Here is a 14,639-nt window from a genome sequence, read left to right on the forward strand (position 1 = left end):
TTCGCTTTCACGTGCTGCTCCTCACCTGCGCTGCATCGATGTACCGACTACTTCGCCGACACCGGCTTCACGGCCGCCGCTGCCTGCTTCGCGCGCTGACGCGCTTCGCCGATGTCGCGCCCCGTCGCGAGCGCCACGCCCATGCGGCGCTTGACGAAGCTCTCCGGCTTGCCGAACAGGCGCAGATCCGCATCCGGCACCGCGAGCGCCTGCGCGACGCCTTCGAACGCGATGCCCGCTTCGTCGAGCCCGCCGTAGATCACGGCCGATGCGCCCGGCGCGCGCAGCGACGTATCGACGGGCAGACCGAGAATCGCGCGCGCGTGCAACTCGAACTCGGACAGGCGCTGCGATGCGAGCGTCACGAGCCCCGTGTCGTGCGGGCGCGGACTGACTTCCGAAAACCATACGTCATCGCCGCGCACGAAAAGTTCCACGCCGAACAGGCCCCGGCCGCCGAGCGCCGCCGTCACCTTGTGCGCGACTTCGCGCGAGCGTTCGAGCGCGACCGGGCTCATCGGCTGCGGCTGCCACGATTCGACGTAATCGCCCGCCACCTGCACGTGTCCGATGGGATCGCAGTAGTAGGTCGAGGTCTGTTGCGTGGCGGGGTCGATTGCGCGCACGGTCAACTGCGTGATCTCGTACTCGAAGTCGATAAAGCCTTCGACGATCACGCGCCCATAATTCACGCGTCCGCCTGCCATTGCGTACTGCCATGCCGCTTCGACGTCGGCGTCGCTCCTGAGCACCGACTGCCCCTTGCCCGACGACGACATCACCGGCTTCACGACACACGGATAGCCGACCTTCGCGATGCCCGCCTTCAGTTCTTCCAGCGAATCGGCGAACGCATACGGCGAAGTCGGCAGGCCGAGTTCCTCGGCGGCAAGACGGCGGATGCCTTCGCGGTTCATCGTCAGCTGCGTCGCGCGCGCCGTCGGGATCACTTCGGCCACGCCATCGGTCTCGATCGCGGCGAGCGCGTCGGTGGCGATCGCCTCGATTTCCGGCACGATCAGATGCGGGCGCTCCTGTTCGACGAGCGCGCGCAAAGCCTTCGCATCCGTCATGTCGATCACGTGCGCGCGGTGCGCGACCTGATGGCCGGGCGCGTTCGGGTAACGATCGACCGCGATCACTTCGACGCCGAGCCGTTGCAGCGCGATGATCACTTCCTTGCCCAGTTCGCCCGCGCCGAGCAGCATGACGCGCGTCGCGGAAGTCGAAAGCGGTGTGCCGATGCGTTGGCCGATCTGCATGGAAACTCCAGAGAATTTTTACGAACTGCGGGTGGAATGAATGACTGCGGCGATGTTAACATGCGCGGCCCCTGCGCCCGCGCGCCGCGCGTGCCGATAAACCGTCCGCAGGCCGTGCTTCCAGGCGGCGAATTGCAACGGCTGTGCGCGATGCATCCTGCATGGGCGCATCCGCGCCGCCAGCGCAAGTTCGCCTATGCACGCGTATGCGCACATAGGCGCACGCCTGTACGTTTCGCCGCGCGCGTTTGCGCTCGCATGCGGCAAGCGTAGTGCGATACCCTTACGCCTTCGCCAGTTTAGAGAGGAACGACGACATGCAGCCCACGTCCGCCACGCCACGCGACGCACGCTCGAACGCAACATCCGGCGCATCGTCGAATGCACCGGGCGCTGCATCGTGGGCATCGTTCCGACGCCGCGCGGCACACGCGACGACCGCACGGACCCTGCTTGCCGCCGTGCCGATGGCCGCGCTGCTCGCCGCCTGCGCGATGCCGAAACATCCCGACGTCGAAGCCGCGCCACCCGATCCGTTCAACCCGGCGGCCACGCAGCTGCTCGACAACACCGACTGGCAACTGAGCGGCTGGAAGGTGTCTGGCGGCGGCACGCGCGAGGTGCCGGGCGGCGCGAGCGGTGAACCGGTCACGCTCGTGCTGTCGACGGAAAGCGGCCTGCGCCGCGCGAGCGGCTTCTCGGGCTGCAACCGCTATACAGGCGCTTATATGCTGAAGGACGGCAAGCTCAGCTTCGGCCCGCTCGCCGGTACGCGCATGGCGTGCGCGACGCCGGGCGGCAAGATCGAAGCCGCGTATCTCGATGCGCTCGCGCATGTCGAGCACTCGGGCGTCGACATGCGCAAGCCGCAGCAACTGCAACTGATCCTCGACAACGGCGACACCCTCGTGTTCGCGCGGCGCGGCCAATGACGGCGCGGCCGGCGAGCGCTTGCACTGCGCGCGATACGTGCGCCCGGCGCGTGTCGAGGCGCCCGCTCGCGCGCTTTCGCGGCATCACGCGCCGATGCCCGCGCGCCGCACGCGACGCCGGCCTTCGAAGCACAATGCTTCGTCCGATTAAACTCGACGGGTTGCGCGAGCGCGCGTCCGTCATTCGTTGATGTCTAGCATGCAAACGGTAGTTTTCGGCTGGTTCGGCGCTTCCGCCGTCTGGTTTCTTCCTCTTGTGTGGCGTCTCGTGAAGTCCGTGCTGCCGGGCGGCGCGGGGCTGCGCGGTCCGGGCACGATCAGGCTGTGGCTCGGCTTTGTCTGCGTGCTGGTCGCGAGTTGCACGCTGGAGGCGTCGCTGATCGACGCGCAGGGGATCGATGCATTCGGTCACGCGCTGTCAACGGGGCTCACGCGCCTGATGGGGCGAGTCGCGACGCCGCTCGTGATGCTCGGCCTGCTCGGGCTCGCGCTGCCGTGGCTGATCGGATTCAGGTGGTCGTCGTTCGTCGGGTGGGCGAACGACGCGTTCGGGCTCGGCCTGTCGAAGCGCGCGCGCGACGACGAGCCGCGCAGCCATCACCGCGCCGCCGCCGATTCGGCGCCTGCGCATAGCAGCGCGCCCATCAACACGATGGCGCCGAAGAACAATGGGCGCTATGCGCGGCCGACCGTATGGCGGCCGCCCTCGACGGCGCGCGGCTCGAATGCTGCGGCTACTGGCGCAGCAAGCGCGGGGGCGGCGCAAGAGGCGATGGGAATGCCTTCGGGCGCATCGGCGGGATCGTCGTTCGGTGCGGCGGGCGCGGGTATGGGGCGCGGGACCAGCGCGACCGAGAGCCGCACAGCAAGTGGAATAGCAAGCGGGAGCGCGAGCGGAATGACGAGCGGTGTCGCGGGAATGACGAGCGGCGTCGCGGGAAGCCGCGCGGCCGGCCGTCACGCGAACCGCCCGACGCCGTGGACGCCCGCCGAGCCCATGGCGCCCGCCGGCTGGCTCAGCGCCGACGCGCAGCGCCCGCATGCGCGCGAGAGCATCCCGGCTTCGATGGACAGCCCGCGCGTCGCGCCCACGCCGCCGACCGTATTCGGCAGCACGGCGGCGCTGCAATCGTCGAAAGCAGCAGCGGCCCTGGCGGCCACGCGCGGCGTATCGGTGAATCCCGCTGTGTCGCCGGCGCGCGCGGCGTCTTTGCGCGCGGCCACGCTCGCGCAGAGCGGCCGGTCGATGTCGGCCGCGCCCACTTCACCCGCCCCGGCGACGCGTCCTGCAAGCCCGCCTGGTCTGCCGACCGCGCGCCGCGGCATGTCGCAGTTCCGCGCACCCGCCTATACGCGGACGAATCCGCCTGCTCAGCCTGCCGCGCCCACGACGAGCGTGCAGGAAACGTTGCGCAGCATCGAGGAAAACGCCGCGCGCTGGACCACGCTCGCGGGCGCGAGTCTCGCGCGGCGCTCGGCGGGTGACGCATCCAGGATCGTCGAAGCGCGGCCTTCGGGAACTGCCGCCGATGAGCCTGCCGTCGCGCAGACACGGCCGTTTGCCACGCCGGCGGCGCCCGTGACGCCCGTGGCTCCCGTTCCGCAGACGGGCATGAACGCGACGATTAGCGCCGCGGGCAGCGGCATGCCCGCTAATGCCGCTGCCGTCACTGCCGTTGATGAGGCCGTGTCGGCGCTCGAAGCGGCTATCGGCGCGCGTCATGCCGACGACGCGTCAACGGTCGCGCCGCAGTTCGACGCAGCCGATGCGGTTGCGCACACGCCACCGTCTGCTGTCGCGAATGTCGCGAATGTCGCGAAAGCTGCGGCGATCGTGCGCGGTGCCGCTTCCGAAGATGAGCCGCGAGCGAGCGCAACGAATGCTGCGGCCGAAGCGGCACGCTCGACCGCTCACGAAACGGAGACCGCAGACGCGCGCCCTCCCCTATCGGCTGATGCAAGCGATTCGACGGCAGAGCCAAGCCCGAACGCTTCGCGCGCTGTTGAGCCCGTCGCGCATACGGCATCGGTTGTGGCACCTTTGGAAGAAACGAACGAAGACGCTGCGGCGCACACCGAGACGCCGCACGCGCCCACGACTGCAAACGTGGTCGCTGACAACGAACAACCGCACGCTGCGGCGCCCAAATCGGCGCCGCGCGGAGGCGACGCGACTTCGAGTGCCGAACGACACCCGCACGTAAGCGCTGAGCCCATCACGACGCAAAATCAGACGGCAGAGCCAGCCCCCGACCAGGCGAGCGCGACGCCGTCCTCGTCCACGGCGAACGACATCCCGACGGCGCACGTCGATCACGAGCCGGCGGTTGCGGCGCATACAGCAACGACGACGCCCCCCGCCGAATCAACGCCAACGACCGGCGGCAAATCGGAAGGAAGCCCATCCGACCAGCAAATCAATCCTCCGGCCGCGGCTCGTTCACACACTCCCGCCGAAGAAGCCGAATCCGCGACGGAAACACAAGGTCAGCAACCCGATCATGCGCAGGCCGACGAAGCCGCTGCCGCCAGGCTCGCGCCATGGGATGCGATCACGCAATCCGTGACGCTGCTGCGCACCGCTTCCAGTCATGACCGCCCGCGCGTGTCGAACGCGTCGGCGTACGACGCGCCTGTCGCGCCGTTGCATCCCGTCAGTCCGCTTGCCGTCGTCGGCAAGGCGTCCGATATCGACCCGGCCGACCACGGGACAGAGCACGCTGCGCGCGTATCGTCGAATATCGTCCGCTTCCCGGGCGCGGCACCCGCCGTCCCGACGCAAGCGCCCATCCAGCACGCCGCCGACAGCCTCGCGCAACCGGCGCCCGCGCACGACGAAGCGCCGGCAGTCACCCAGACGCCCGACGCCGAAGACGCGCCGCAAGCGCCAGCGCCCCGCGCTGGCGTGCGCGGCCACAACGGTCCCGCGTTCGAGTTTCACGCGCCCTCGGCCTCGCACATCGAACTGCCGAGCCTCGATCTGCTCGCGCCCGCATCGGCCGATGCCGAGCCCGTCAGCGAAGAAAAGCTCGCCGAAACGAGCGCGCTGATCGAGCAGCGCCTGCAGGAATTCAAGGTGCCCGTGACGGTCGTCGGCGCATCGGCGGGCCCCGTCATCACGCGCTTCGAAGTCGACCCGGCGCTCGGCGTGCGCGGCAGCCAGATCGTTGGGCTGATGAAGGATCTGTCGCGTGGCCTCGGCCTGACGTCGATTCGCGTCGTCGAGACGATTCCCGGCAAGACCTGCATGGGTCTCGAACTGCCGAACGCAAAGCGGCAGACGATCCGCCTGTCCGAAATTCTGCAAGCCGACGTCTATCAGAAGTCCGCGTCGAATCTGACGCTCGCGATGGGCAAGGACATCACCGGACACCCCGTCGTCACCGATCTCGCGAAGGCGCCGCACATGCTGGTCGCGGGTACGACGGGTTCGGGCAAGTCGGTCGCGATCAACGCGATGATCGTCTCGCTGTTGTACAAGGCGACGCCCGAAGACGTGCGCCTCATCATGATCGACCCGAAGATGCTGGAGCTTTCCGTGTACGAAGGCATCCCGCATTTGCTCGCGCCCGTCGTCACCGACATGAAGCTCGCGGCGAACGCGCTCAACTGGTGTGTCGGCGAAATGGAGAAGCGCTACCGGCTGATGTCGGCCGTCGGCGTGCGCAATCTGCAAGGCTTCAACCAGAAGATCCGCGACGCCGAGGCAAAAGAGAAGAAGATTGGCAACCCGTTCTCGCTGACGCCCGACGCGCCCGAGCCGCTGTCGCCGCTGCCGCTGATCGTCGTCGTGATCGACGAGCTGGCCGACCTGATGATGGTCGCGGGCAAGAAGATCGAAGAACTGATCGCGCGTCTCGCGCAAAAGGCGCGCGCGGCGGGCATCCATCTGATTCTCGCGACGCAGCGCCCTTCCGTCGACGTGATCACGGGCCTCATCAAGGCGAACATTCCGACGCGCGTCGCGTTCCAGGTGTCGTCGAAGATCGACTCGCGCACGATTCTCGACCAGATGGGCGCCGAATCGCTGCTCGGCCAGGGCGACATGCTGTTCCTGCCGCCCGGCACCGGCTACCCGCAGCGCGTGCACGGCGCGTTCGTCGCCGATGAGGAAGTGCATCGTATCGTCGAGCATCTGAAGCAGTTCGGCGAACCGGAATACGTCGAGGGCATTCTCGACGGCCCGGTGGCGGACGGCGGCGGCGCGGGTCAGGATCTGTTCGGCGAGACGCCGGACGCAGAAGCCGATCCGCTCTACGACGAAGCCGTCGCGTTCGTCGTGCGCACGCGGCGCGCGTCGATTTCGGCGGTGCAGCGGCAGTTGCGCATCGGCTATAACCGGGCGGCGCGCCTCGTCGAGCAGATGGAAACGGCGGGCCTCGTGTCGGCGATGGGCATCAACGGCAGCCGCGAAGTGCTCGCGCCGGGGCCCGCCGAGTAAGCCGCCAGCGGACGACGGGCCGCTGCTTTCGGAGCAATCGCAAGCGCCACATCAGAACTCGTAGCGGCCCCAGAAGAACGCGACATCGCCCTTGTTGACGCCGGGGATGCTCGGAATGAACGTGCCCATCACGGACGCCTTGCGATAGCGGATCGAGCCGACGGGCAACACGAGCGGAACCGGCAGGTAATGCGCGACGTCTTCGCGCGCCGTGAAGCCCGCGAAATAGCCGCCGCCCAGCGACAGCCCGCCCGCCACCGGCTTCGTGTACCACTGTCTCGCCCAGCCGCCGATCGGCTCCGGGTTCTCGTGCGAATCGAGGAACACGAACGCGAACAGGATGTCCTCGTTGCCGTTTTCGTCGGTGAAGTGCTTGCCCGCGCCGCCGCCCCATGACTGCGCATTGAGCGACTTGCGCTCCTCTTCCGTATAGCCGTTGATGTGCCAGCCGTAGCCCGTCAGGTACAGATCCCACGTGCCCTGTTTCGCGACGCGCTCGATGCGCCGGCAGGCGCCCGCGAGCCATTCCGTCGAATAGCTGCAGCTTGTGTCAGCGAATGCGGGCGTGCTGAGGCACCCGCTGCACGCGCCGCACACCGCGCCCGCTGCGATGAACGCGGCGCTTGCCCTCGTCTTTGTCCTGGTCCTCGGCCTCGGCCTTGTCTTTGTCCTCGTCCTGGTTAGCGTCGTTCTCATCGTGCGTTCCGCTGTTGTTCGTGCCCACCGGCAGCACAACCGATGACAACCGATGACGACGATTGCGACCGGCGACATGCCGGCGGCCCCGTCAGGATCGCTCAGGTCGCAGCAATCAGGACGCAATCAGGACGGCGACACCCACTTGAAGTCGACAGGCGATCCCAGATCGATCCGTTTCGGATTCGCTTCCAGCAGGCCGCTTTGCTGATCGCGGCGGAACACATAGGCCGTGTCGCTGTTCTGGTTGCCCACGATCAGCCATTGCCCCGTCGGGTCGATCGAGAACTCGCGCGGCGCCTTGCCGAGCGTCGACTGACGGCCCACCTCGCGGATATGGCCGTTAGAGGGATCGACAGCGTAGATGACGATTTCGTTCGCGTCGCCCCGGTTGCTCGCGTAAAGAAAGCGCCCGTCCGGCGACAGATGGATCGCGGCCGCGCCGACCTCCCCCTTGAAGCCTGGCTTCGTCATCGGCACGACTTGCAGCTGCGTGAGCTTGCCGTCGTCGTAGCGGAACACGGTGACGGTTGCGGCCAGCTCGCTCGTCAGATACGCGTAGTTGCCGTCCGCGCTGAACACAAGGTGCCGCGGACCGGAGCCCGCCTTCACGTCGGTATAGCGCTTCTCGGTCGGTCCGAACAGGCCACGGCTGCCGTCGGGCGTATAGCGGTACGAATAGAGCTTGTCGGTGCCGAGATCCTGCGCGAACAGATACTTGCCGTCGGGCGAGAACACGGTCGAATGCACGTGCGCGTTGTCCTGGCGCCCCTTCACGGGACCGCCGCCCTCGTGATGCACGGTCAGCACGGACGCGCCCACCTGCCCGTCCGCCTGCAGCGGAAAGACCGCGAAGCTGCCGCCCGGGTTCGCGGCAACGGAGTAGTTGGCCGTCGTCAGATACTTGCCGTCGGGCGAGATGCTCAGATAGCACGGATCGTTGCCATCCGACGATACGCGGTTCAGGAACGTCAGCTGTCCGCTCTTCGCGTCGAATGCGAACGCGCTGATGCCGCCGCGCTGCGTCGCGGGACCGTTGTCGCCGGGCTGCTCGTTGACGGAGTAGACATGGCGGCCATCGCGCGTCGCGATCACATACGATGGGTTGTCGGTCTTGATCGACGATACCTGCGTCGCGTCGCCCGACTTCGTATCGAATCGGTAGACGTAGATGCCCTCGCTCTTCGGACCGGTATAGGTGCCGACGATCAGATCGTAGACGCCGTCGGCGGGCGCGGCAGCCGTGCCTTGCGCGAAGGCCTGCGTACCGGCAAGCGAGGAAAGCGAGGCAATCGATACCATGAGTGTCAATCCTCTTATCATCGAACGTAGTGCGGGGCGGGAGCGAGAGCCGGCCGAACGAGGGGAAACCCGGCAATTGAAAGACTGTGGCACGGCACACGCTACTCCTCGTGTACGACGCTGCATGACGACCTCCTGGCGAGACAGGTTATTCGGATTCTGCGTGTCGCTGGTCTGCCGCGCGGCTCGATCGAAGCGTGCCGATATCGTGCAGTTATTGTGACGGTTGCATGGCGACGGCGGCCGTCGCGCTGCGCGCCCTCGTGACGAGGGCTGGTCGTCGATGTTGTAGTTGGGGCAAGTATAGAAGCGTTGCTCGCGATCGCACAGTCACGCGGGCACGCGCAGGTTGTCGCTCACAGCAGTCAAGTCCAACAAAGGAGTCGCCATGAACATCCATGTCACCCTTGGCCCGCTCGTCGCGCTGATCGCCGGCATTCTGATCCTGATCGTGCCGCGTCTGCTCAACTACATCGTCGCGCTGTATCTGATCATCATCGGCCTGATCGGGCTGTTCGGCGTCAGCGGCACCGTGCACTTCTGACGCGTGCGTGAAGGCCGCTCATGCTGAGCGCTTTGCTTCGATTCGATTCGATTCGCATGGCGAGGTTGCGTGAGGCCGAACGCATGCGGCGCTGGAAACGCGCGGTATCGAAAGATACCGTAGCGCATCGACACGCGTGTCGACACACGGACCGCCTGTTGCGCGGTCCGGATGCGTGTTGCATGTCATTCGCGTCAGCGCGGCAGGCGCTGCCGTGCGTCAACCGTTCGAAAGCTGGTCGAGGCGCCAGCGGCCCTGCAATGACAGCCCGCCGACGGCATAATGACCGTCGGATTCGCTATGGCGTTTGAAGCAGGCGCGTTCGATCAGAAATGCCGCGGCCGTTTCCATCCCGTTGCGAGTGAGGCCGAGCGTGTGGAAGTCGAGTGGCAGGAGCGAGTCGTCAGGCAGTTCACTCGCGGCGGAGAGAATGGTGATGCAGTCGGATTTCGACGGGTTCAGCATGGCTTTGTTTCCTCGAAATCGGCACTGTGCTGCGTGCCGCAACACTGGCGCCGGTGGGCTGCGATTCGTCAGAAGTCATGTTCGAATCGATTGTAAGCAGCCAATACGCAGATTGCCAATACTCGAATTGCTCGCTGGTGTACGAACCAAAACGCATCGCGCGAGTCAGGTAACAACGACGCTCGCGCACCGTCCGGCGCTGTGCGGGAGCGTATTTATTACACGCTGACGGACCGCTATGGACCGCCTTATCATGCCTGCACGTATCGAAGACTATGCACTCATCGGCGACGGCCATACGGCCGCGCTGGTTTCCCGCGATGGCTCCGTCGACTGGCTTTGCTGGCCGCGTTTCGATTCGGGCGCGTGCTTCGCCGCCCTGCTCGGCACCGACGACAACGGCCGCTGGCTGATCGCGCCGGCAGCCGACACGGATGCCGCCGAATCTTCCGATTCCGCCGATTCCGCCGATTCCGCCCGCGACGATGCGCATGCCGCCGCGCAAGAGCACGAAGAAGAATCGGACTGCGCAACATCGGACGCGAGCGCAGAGCCGAAGCCCGACGAAAAGCCCGTCCCGAGACAAGCCGGAAAACCTCCCTCGCGGGCAGCCGGAAGCGAGGGCGGCACAGCCCGCACGAAGGCAGCGGAAAAACGCACGAACGACGCAGCGCAACGCACTCACGACAAGCACCAGGGCGGCGACAGCACGGCGCGCCAGCCCGGCTACGCGCGCTCGACGCGCCGCCGTTATCGCGGCGAAACGCTGATCCTCGAAACCGACTTCGAGACACCGGAGGGCGCCGTCACGCTGATCGATTTCATGCCGCCCGGCAACGGCTGGTCGGAGATGATCCGCATCGTCGTCGGCAAGCGCGGCACCGTGAAGATGCGCATGGAACTCGTGCTGCGCTTCGACTACGGCTTTTCGATTCCGTGGGTCAGCCGTCTCACGCACGACAGCGGCATCAAGGCGATCGCGGGCCCTGACACCGTCGCGCTGCGCACGCCCGTCGATCTGCGCGGCGAGAACATGAAGACGGTCGCCGAGTTCACAGTCTCCGAAGGCGAGCGCGTGCCGTTCTCGCTCACGTATTCGCAGTCGCATCTGCGCATCCCGCCCGCGCACGATCCGCATTCGGCGCTCGCCCGCACCGAGAACTACTGGCTCGAATGGGCCGCGCGCGGCACCGTCGAGGGCAAATACGCGTCCGCGATCCGCCGCTCGCTGCTGACGCTCAAGGCGCTCGCCTACGAGCCGACGGGCGGCATCGTCGCCGCGCCGACGACGTCGCTGCCCGAGCGGATGGGCGGCTCGCGCAACTGGGACTACCGCTACTGCTGGCTGCGCGACGCGACCATCACGCTGCTCGCGATGATGCGCGGCGGCTACTACGACGAAGCGCGCGCCTGGCGCTCGTGGCTGGGCCGCGTGATGGCGGGCTCGCCCGAGCAGTTGCAGATCATGTACGGCCTTGCTGGCGAACGCCGGCTGCCGGAGTTCGAACTCGACTGGCTGCCGGGCTATGAAGGCTCGAAGCCCGTACGCGTGGGCAACAACGCTGTCGGCCAGTTGCAGCTCGACGTGTATGGCGAAGTGATGAACGCGCTGCATCTGGCGCGCGTCGGCGGCTTGCAGGCCGACGAGACCGCGTGGAACGTGCAGTGCGCGATGCTCAAGCACCTCGAAACGATCTGGGAAGAGCCCGACGAAGGCATCTGGGAAACACGCGGCGGCCGTCAGCAGTTCACGTTCTCGAAAGTGATGGCGTGGGTCGCGTTCGATCGCGCGATCAAATCGGCGGAAGCGTTCGACCTGCCCGCGCCGCTCGACCACTGGCGCGCGACGCGCGCGCGCATTCACGCGGATGTCTGCGCGAAGAGCTGGAACGCGGAACTCAACGCATTCACGCAGACCTACGGCGGCGACGCCCTCGACGCGAGTGTGCTGCTGATGCCGCTGCTCGGCTTTCTGCCGCCGTCGGACCCGCGCGTCGTGGGCACCGTCGACGCGATCGAAAAGCGTCTGGTGCACGACGGCCTCGTGCTGCGCTACCGCACGACGGAAGTCGACGACGGCCTGCCGCCCGGCGAAGGGACGTTTCTCGCCTGCAGCTTCTGGATGGTCGACAACCTGTCGTTACAGGGGCGCGTCGAACAGGCGCGCGAGATGTACGAGCGGCTGCTGGCGCTCGCCAACGACGTCGGACTGCTCGCGGAGGAATACGATCCGGTTTCCGGACGGCTTGTCGGTAATTTCCCACAGGGGTTTTCCCATGTGGCCCTCGTTCATACGGGGCTCAACCTGATGAAGCATGAACAGGGGATGGCGAGCGCGGCGGGTCAGCCGCCGCACGACGGACAAGGCCGGGAAGGCCCCGCTGGCACGCCAGATGCTGACATTGAATCGTCACCTGTCGCCTAAAGAAAACACGCCCTTTGACGATGACGTGGATATGACATCCGATACGTGCGTTAACGAACTGTTGTTGCGTTGCACAAATCGTATGCCTTCTATATCATCGAATGAAGCAGACGGCCGATAATCGTCGCCATTCGCCACTAACAAATTCCAACGTAACCAAAAACGGCCCGCCTCGTCGCCGCGCTCCAAAACACGCTGCCGTGCGCGAACCGCTCAACGCCGGAGCCCCCATGCTCTACCAATTTCACGAATTCCAGCGGGCACTCCTCAGCCCGCTTACCGCCTGGGCTCAGGCTGCTTCGAAATCGTTTGCGAATCCGGCCAGCCCGTTCGCCTATGTGCCAGGCGCCACCCGCCTGTCCGCCGGCTACGAGCTGCTGTACCGCCTCGGCAAGGATTACGAAAAGCCAGAGTTCAATCTGCATCAGATCGTCAAGGACGGCCGCAACATTCCCATCGTCGAGCAGACAATCGTCGAAAAGCCGTTCTGCCGCCTGTTGCGCTTCAAGCGCTATTCCGACGACAGCGACGCCGTCACGCAACTGAAGGAAGAGCCCGTCGTGCTGGTGTGCGCGCCGCTGTCGGGCCACCATTCGACGCTGCTGCGCGACACCGTGCGCACGCTGCTGCAGGACCACAAGGTGTACATCACGGACTGGATCGATGCGCGCATGGTGCCGCTCGAAGACGGCTCGTTCGATCTGGACACCTACATCGCGTACATCCAGGAATTCATTCGCCACATCGGCGCGAAGAACCTGCACGTGATCTCGGTGTGCCAGCCGACGGTGCCCGTGCTCGCCGCCATTTCGCTGATGGCAAGCCGCGGCGAAGACACGCCGCGCACGATGACGATGATGGGCGGCCCGATCGACGCCCGAAAGAGTCCCACATCCGTCAATTCGCTCGCGACGCAGCATTCGTATGAATGGTTCGAGAACAACGTGATCTATAACGTGCCTTCGAACTATCCGGGCTTCGGCCGCAAGGTGTACCCGGGCTTTCTGCAGCACACCGGTTTTGTCGCGATGAATCCGGAACGTCACGCGGCGTCGCACTGGGACTTCTATCAGAGTCTTCTGCGCGGCGACGAAGAAGATGCCGAAGCACACCGCCGTTTCTACGACGAATACAACGCGGTGCTCGATATGGCCGCCGAGTACTATCTGCAGACGATCCGAGTCGTGTTCCAGGAGTTCCGTCTTGCCGAAGGCACGTGGGTCGTGGACGGCGAGCCGGTGCGTCCGCAGGACATCAAGAAGACGGCTCTCTTCACGATCGAAGGCGAGCTCGACGACATTTCCGGCGACGGCCAGACGCGCGCCGCGCACGACCTGTGCACCGGCATTCCCGAGAAGAACCGCCGCCACTTCACGGCGGAAAAATGCGGTCACTACGGCATTTTCTCGGGCCGCCGCTGGCGCACGATCATCTATCCGCAGTTGCGCGACTTCATCCTCGAGCACGGCGCCAAGAGCGCGCGCAAGACGGAAGAGCACGTCGAAGCCTGACGCGACGGTTCACCGGCATTCTGATTGGCGGAATGCCGGCAGATAGCAAAACGGCCTCTCACGAGGCCGTTTTTCGTTGGGACGGAACCTTAACGTCGCATCAGATACGCGAGCAGGATCTCGGTATTCAGTTGAATGACTTCACTGCGCTCGCCGGCGGCGCTGAAGTCGCGGCCGAGCGTCGCTTCGAGCGTGAAGCGGTTCGACACGATGTAGTAGCCCATGCCCGAGAGCGTCACATAAAAGCGCAGCGGATCGACGTTGGTGCGAAAGAGCCCCGCGCGCTGTCCGCGCTCAAGAATCGAGCCCAGCGTGGCGACGATCGGCGAGATCATTTCGCGGATGCGCGTGGACTTCTGCATATAACGCGCCTCGTGCAGATTCTCGTTGTTCACGAGTCTCAGCAGTTCGGGATGGTCGCGATAGTAGTCCCACACGAAATGCGCGAGACGCGTCACGGCTTCGACAGGGGCGACGCCCGCAAGGTCCAATGTGCGCTCTGCTTCCGTGAGCGCGCTGAATGCGTGCTCGAGGACTGCCGTGAATAGCTGCTCCTTGCTACCGAAGTAGTAGTACAGCATGCGTTCATTGGTCTCCGCGCGGCGGGCAATCTGGTCGACGCGCGCGCCGAACAACCCACCATTCGCAAACTCCTCGGCCGCCGCGAGCAGAATGCGGCGACGGGTGCCTTCAGGATCTCTTTTGATTTTCGGCTGATTCATGGTGGCATGTGCTTTGTGAGCCGCGTTATCCGGATCGCCCGCCGTCCTCTTGCATGGCCTTGCAACGGCGGCGCTGCGCGGGCTGGTTGGTGGGACACCCTCCTGCGGTCATACTAAAAAGCGATTTGATTATGGCACATGCTTCAGTAATAACAACTGGGGAAATCGGCGATAATGCGCTTTTGACCGATTGCCGATTGCTCTCGCCGCGACGCTCTCAATTTTGAGAACATTATTGAGAACACTAATGCGGTTTGCGCACGATCTATGCTCTCGCATTGTCTGAATTTAAGCGCGAGTTTTTGAGCTGAATTCGGCCGCACCGTTGATGCCGCACCC

11 protein-coding genes are annotated in these 14,639 nt (G+C 65.5%); 5 read left to right on the top strand and 6 right to left on the bottom strand.

What is annotated here, in order from left to right; genetic code table 11:
* Positions 1 to 47: 47 nt before the first annotated feature.
* Entirely contained in the window at positions 48 to 1,262 is a 1,215-nt protein-coding gene (purT, locus tag AABE10_RS27575; protein WP_342936378.1) for a formate-dependent phosphoribosylglycinamide formyltransferase, read from the bottom strand.
* 317 nt (positions 1,263 to 1,579) lie between these two features.
* Between purT and AABE10_RS27580 the strand changes: the two genes are divergently transcribed.
* Both AABE10_RS27580 and AABE10_RS27585 read left to right on the top strand, forming a co-directional pair.
* Positions 1,580 to 2,194 carry an META domain-containing protein gene (locus tag AABE10_RS27580; RefSeq protein ID WP_342936379.1) on the top strand — a complete coding sequence of 205 codons (615 nt, stop codon included), beginning with the start codon at positions 1,580 to 1,582 and terminating at the stop codon, positions 2,192 to 2,194.
* A gap of 199 nt (positions 2,195 to 2,393) precedes the next feature.
* The gene (locus tag AABE10_RS27585) at positions 2,394 to 6,635 is read left to right on the top strand and encodes a DNA translocase FtsK (RefSeq protein ID WP_342936380.1); all 4,242 of its coding nucleotides are present in this window, start codon (positions 2,394 to 2,396) and stop codon (positions 6,633 to 6,635) included.
* Positions 6,636 to 6,686: 51 nt separating this feature from the next.
* Here AABE10_RS27585 and AABE10_RS27590 read toward each other — a convergent pair whose 3' ends face one another.
* From AABE10_RS27590 to AABE10_RS27600, 3 genes are all read right to left on the bottom strand, one after another.
* On the bottom strand, positions 6,687 to 7,232 hold the full coding sequence (locus tag AABE10_RS27590) for an antimicrobial peptide resistance and lipid A acylation PagP (protein WP_342936381.1): 546 nt from the start codon (positions 7,230 to 7,232) through the stop codon (positions 6,687 to 6,689).
* A complete protein-coding gene (locus AABE10_RS27595; protein ID WP_342936382.1) occupies positions 7,186 to 7,359 on the bottom strand; it encodes a hypothetical protein in 174 nt (57 codons plus the stop codon). Before AABE10_RS27595 ends, AABE10_RS27590 begins: the two co-directional genes overlap by 47 nt.
* 98 nt (positions 7,360 to 7,457) lie before the next feature.
* The gene (locus AABE10_RS27600; RefSeq protein WP_428983396.1) at positions 7,458 to 8,759 is read right to left on the bottom strand and encodes a lactonase family protein; all 1,302 of its coding nucleotides are present in this window, start codon (positions 8,757 to 8,759) and stop codon (positions 7,458 to 7,460) included.
* 262 nt (positions 8,760 to 9,021) lie between these two features.
* Here AABE10_RS27600 and AABE10_RS27605 point away from each other — a divergent pair, with 262 nt between their 5' ends.
* Positions 9,022 to 9,177 (top strand): DUF3096 domain-containing protein, encoded by a 156-nt coding sequence (locus tag AABE10_RS27605; protein WP_342936384.1) that lies wholly within the window; start codon positions 9,022 to 9,024, stop codon positions 9,175 to 9,177.
* Positions 9,178 to 9,396: 219 nt separating this feature from the next.
* On the opposite strand, the gene AABE10_RS27610 is transcribed toward AABE10_RS27605, so the two are convergent.
* The gene (locus AABE10_RS27610) at positions 9,397 to 9,642 is read right to left on the bottom strand and encodes a hypothetical protein (protein ID WP_342936385.1); all 246 of its coding nucleotides are present in this window, start codon (positions 9,640 to 9,642) and stop codon (positions 9,397 to 9,399) included.
* A 253-nt stretch (positions 9,643 to 9,895) separates the two neighbouring features.
* Here AABE10_RS27610 and AABE10_RS27615 point away from each other — a divergent pair, with 253 nt between their 5' ends.
* Entirely contained in the window at positions 9,896 to 12,067 is a 2,172-nt protein-coding gene (locus AABE10_RS27615) for a glycoside hydrolase family 15 protein (protein WP_342936386.1), read from the top strand.
* 230 nt (positions 12,068 to 12,297) lie between these two features.
* Positions 12,298 to 13,578, top strand: coding sequence for a polyhydroxyalkanoate depolymerase (locus AABE10_RS27620; RefSeq protein ID WP_342936387.1), 1,281 nt, complete (start codon positions 12,298 to 12,300; stop codon positions 13,576 to 13,578).
* A gap of 89 nt (positions 13,579 to 13,667) precedes the next feature.
* On the opposite strand, the gene AABE10_RS27625 is transcribed toward AABE10_RS27620, so the two are convergent.
* Positions 13,668 to 14,300, bottom strand: coding sequence for a TetR/AcrR family transcriptional regulator (locus AABE10_RS27625; protein WP_342936388.1), 633 nt, complete (start codon positions 14,298 to 14,300; stop codon positions 13,668 to 13,670).
* Positions 14,301 to 14,639: the final 339 nt, after the last annotated feature.

This window comes from Paraburkholderia diazotrophica (assembly GCF_038900755.1).
Classification (GTDB): domain Bacteria; phylum Pseudomonadota; class Gammaproteobacteria; order Burkholderiales; family Burkholderiaceae; genus Paraburkholderia; species Paraburkholderia diazotrophica_A.

Excerpts from the sequence above, each read along its gene's own strand:
- AABE10_RS27605 (WP_342936384.1), top strand. The coding sequence starts at position 9,022 with ATGAACATCCATGTCACCCTTGGCCCGCTCGTCGCGCTGATCGCCGGC.
- AABE10_RS27585 (WP_342936380.1), top strand. The coding sequence starts at position 2,394 with ATGCAAACGGTAGTTTTCGGCTGGTTCGGCGCTTCCGCCGTCTGGTTT.
- AABE10_RS27610 (WP_342936385.1), bottom strand. The coding sequence starts at position 9,642 with ATGCTGAACCCGTCGAAATCCGACTGCATCACCATTCTCTCCGCCGCG.
- AABE10_RS27625 (WP_342936388.1), bottom strand. The coding sequence starts at position 14,300 with ATGAATCAGCCGAAAATCAAAAGAGATCCTGAAGGCACCCGTCGCCGC.
- AABE10_RS27600 (WP_428983396.1), bottom strand. The coding sequence starts at position 8,759 with ATGCAGCGTCGTACACGAGGAGTAGCGTGTGCCGTGCCACAGTCTTTC.
- AABE10_RS27615 (WP_342936386.1), top strand. The coding sequence starts at position 9,896 with ATGCCTGCACGTATCGAAGACTATGCACTCATCGGCGACGGCCATACG.
- purT (WP_342936378.1), bottom strand. The coding sequence starts at position 1,262 with ATGCAGATCGGCCAACGCATCGGCACACCGCTTTCGACTTCCGCGACG.
- AABE10_RS27620 (WP_342936387.1), top strand. The coding sequence starts at position 12,298 with ATGCTCTACCAATTTCACGAATTCCAGCGGGCACTCCTCAGCCCGCTT.
- AABE10_RS27580 (WP_342936379.1), top strand. The coding sequence starts at position 1,580 with ATGCAGCCCACGTCCGCCACGCCACGCGACGCACGCTCGAACGCAACA.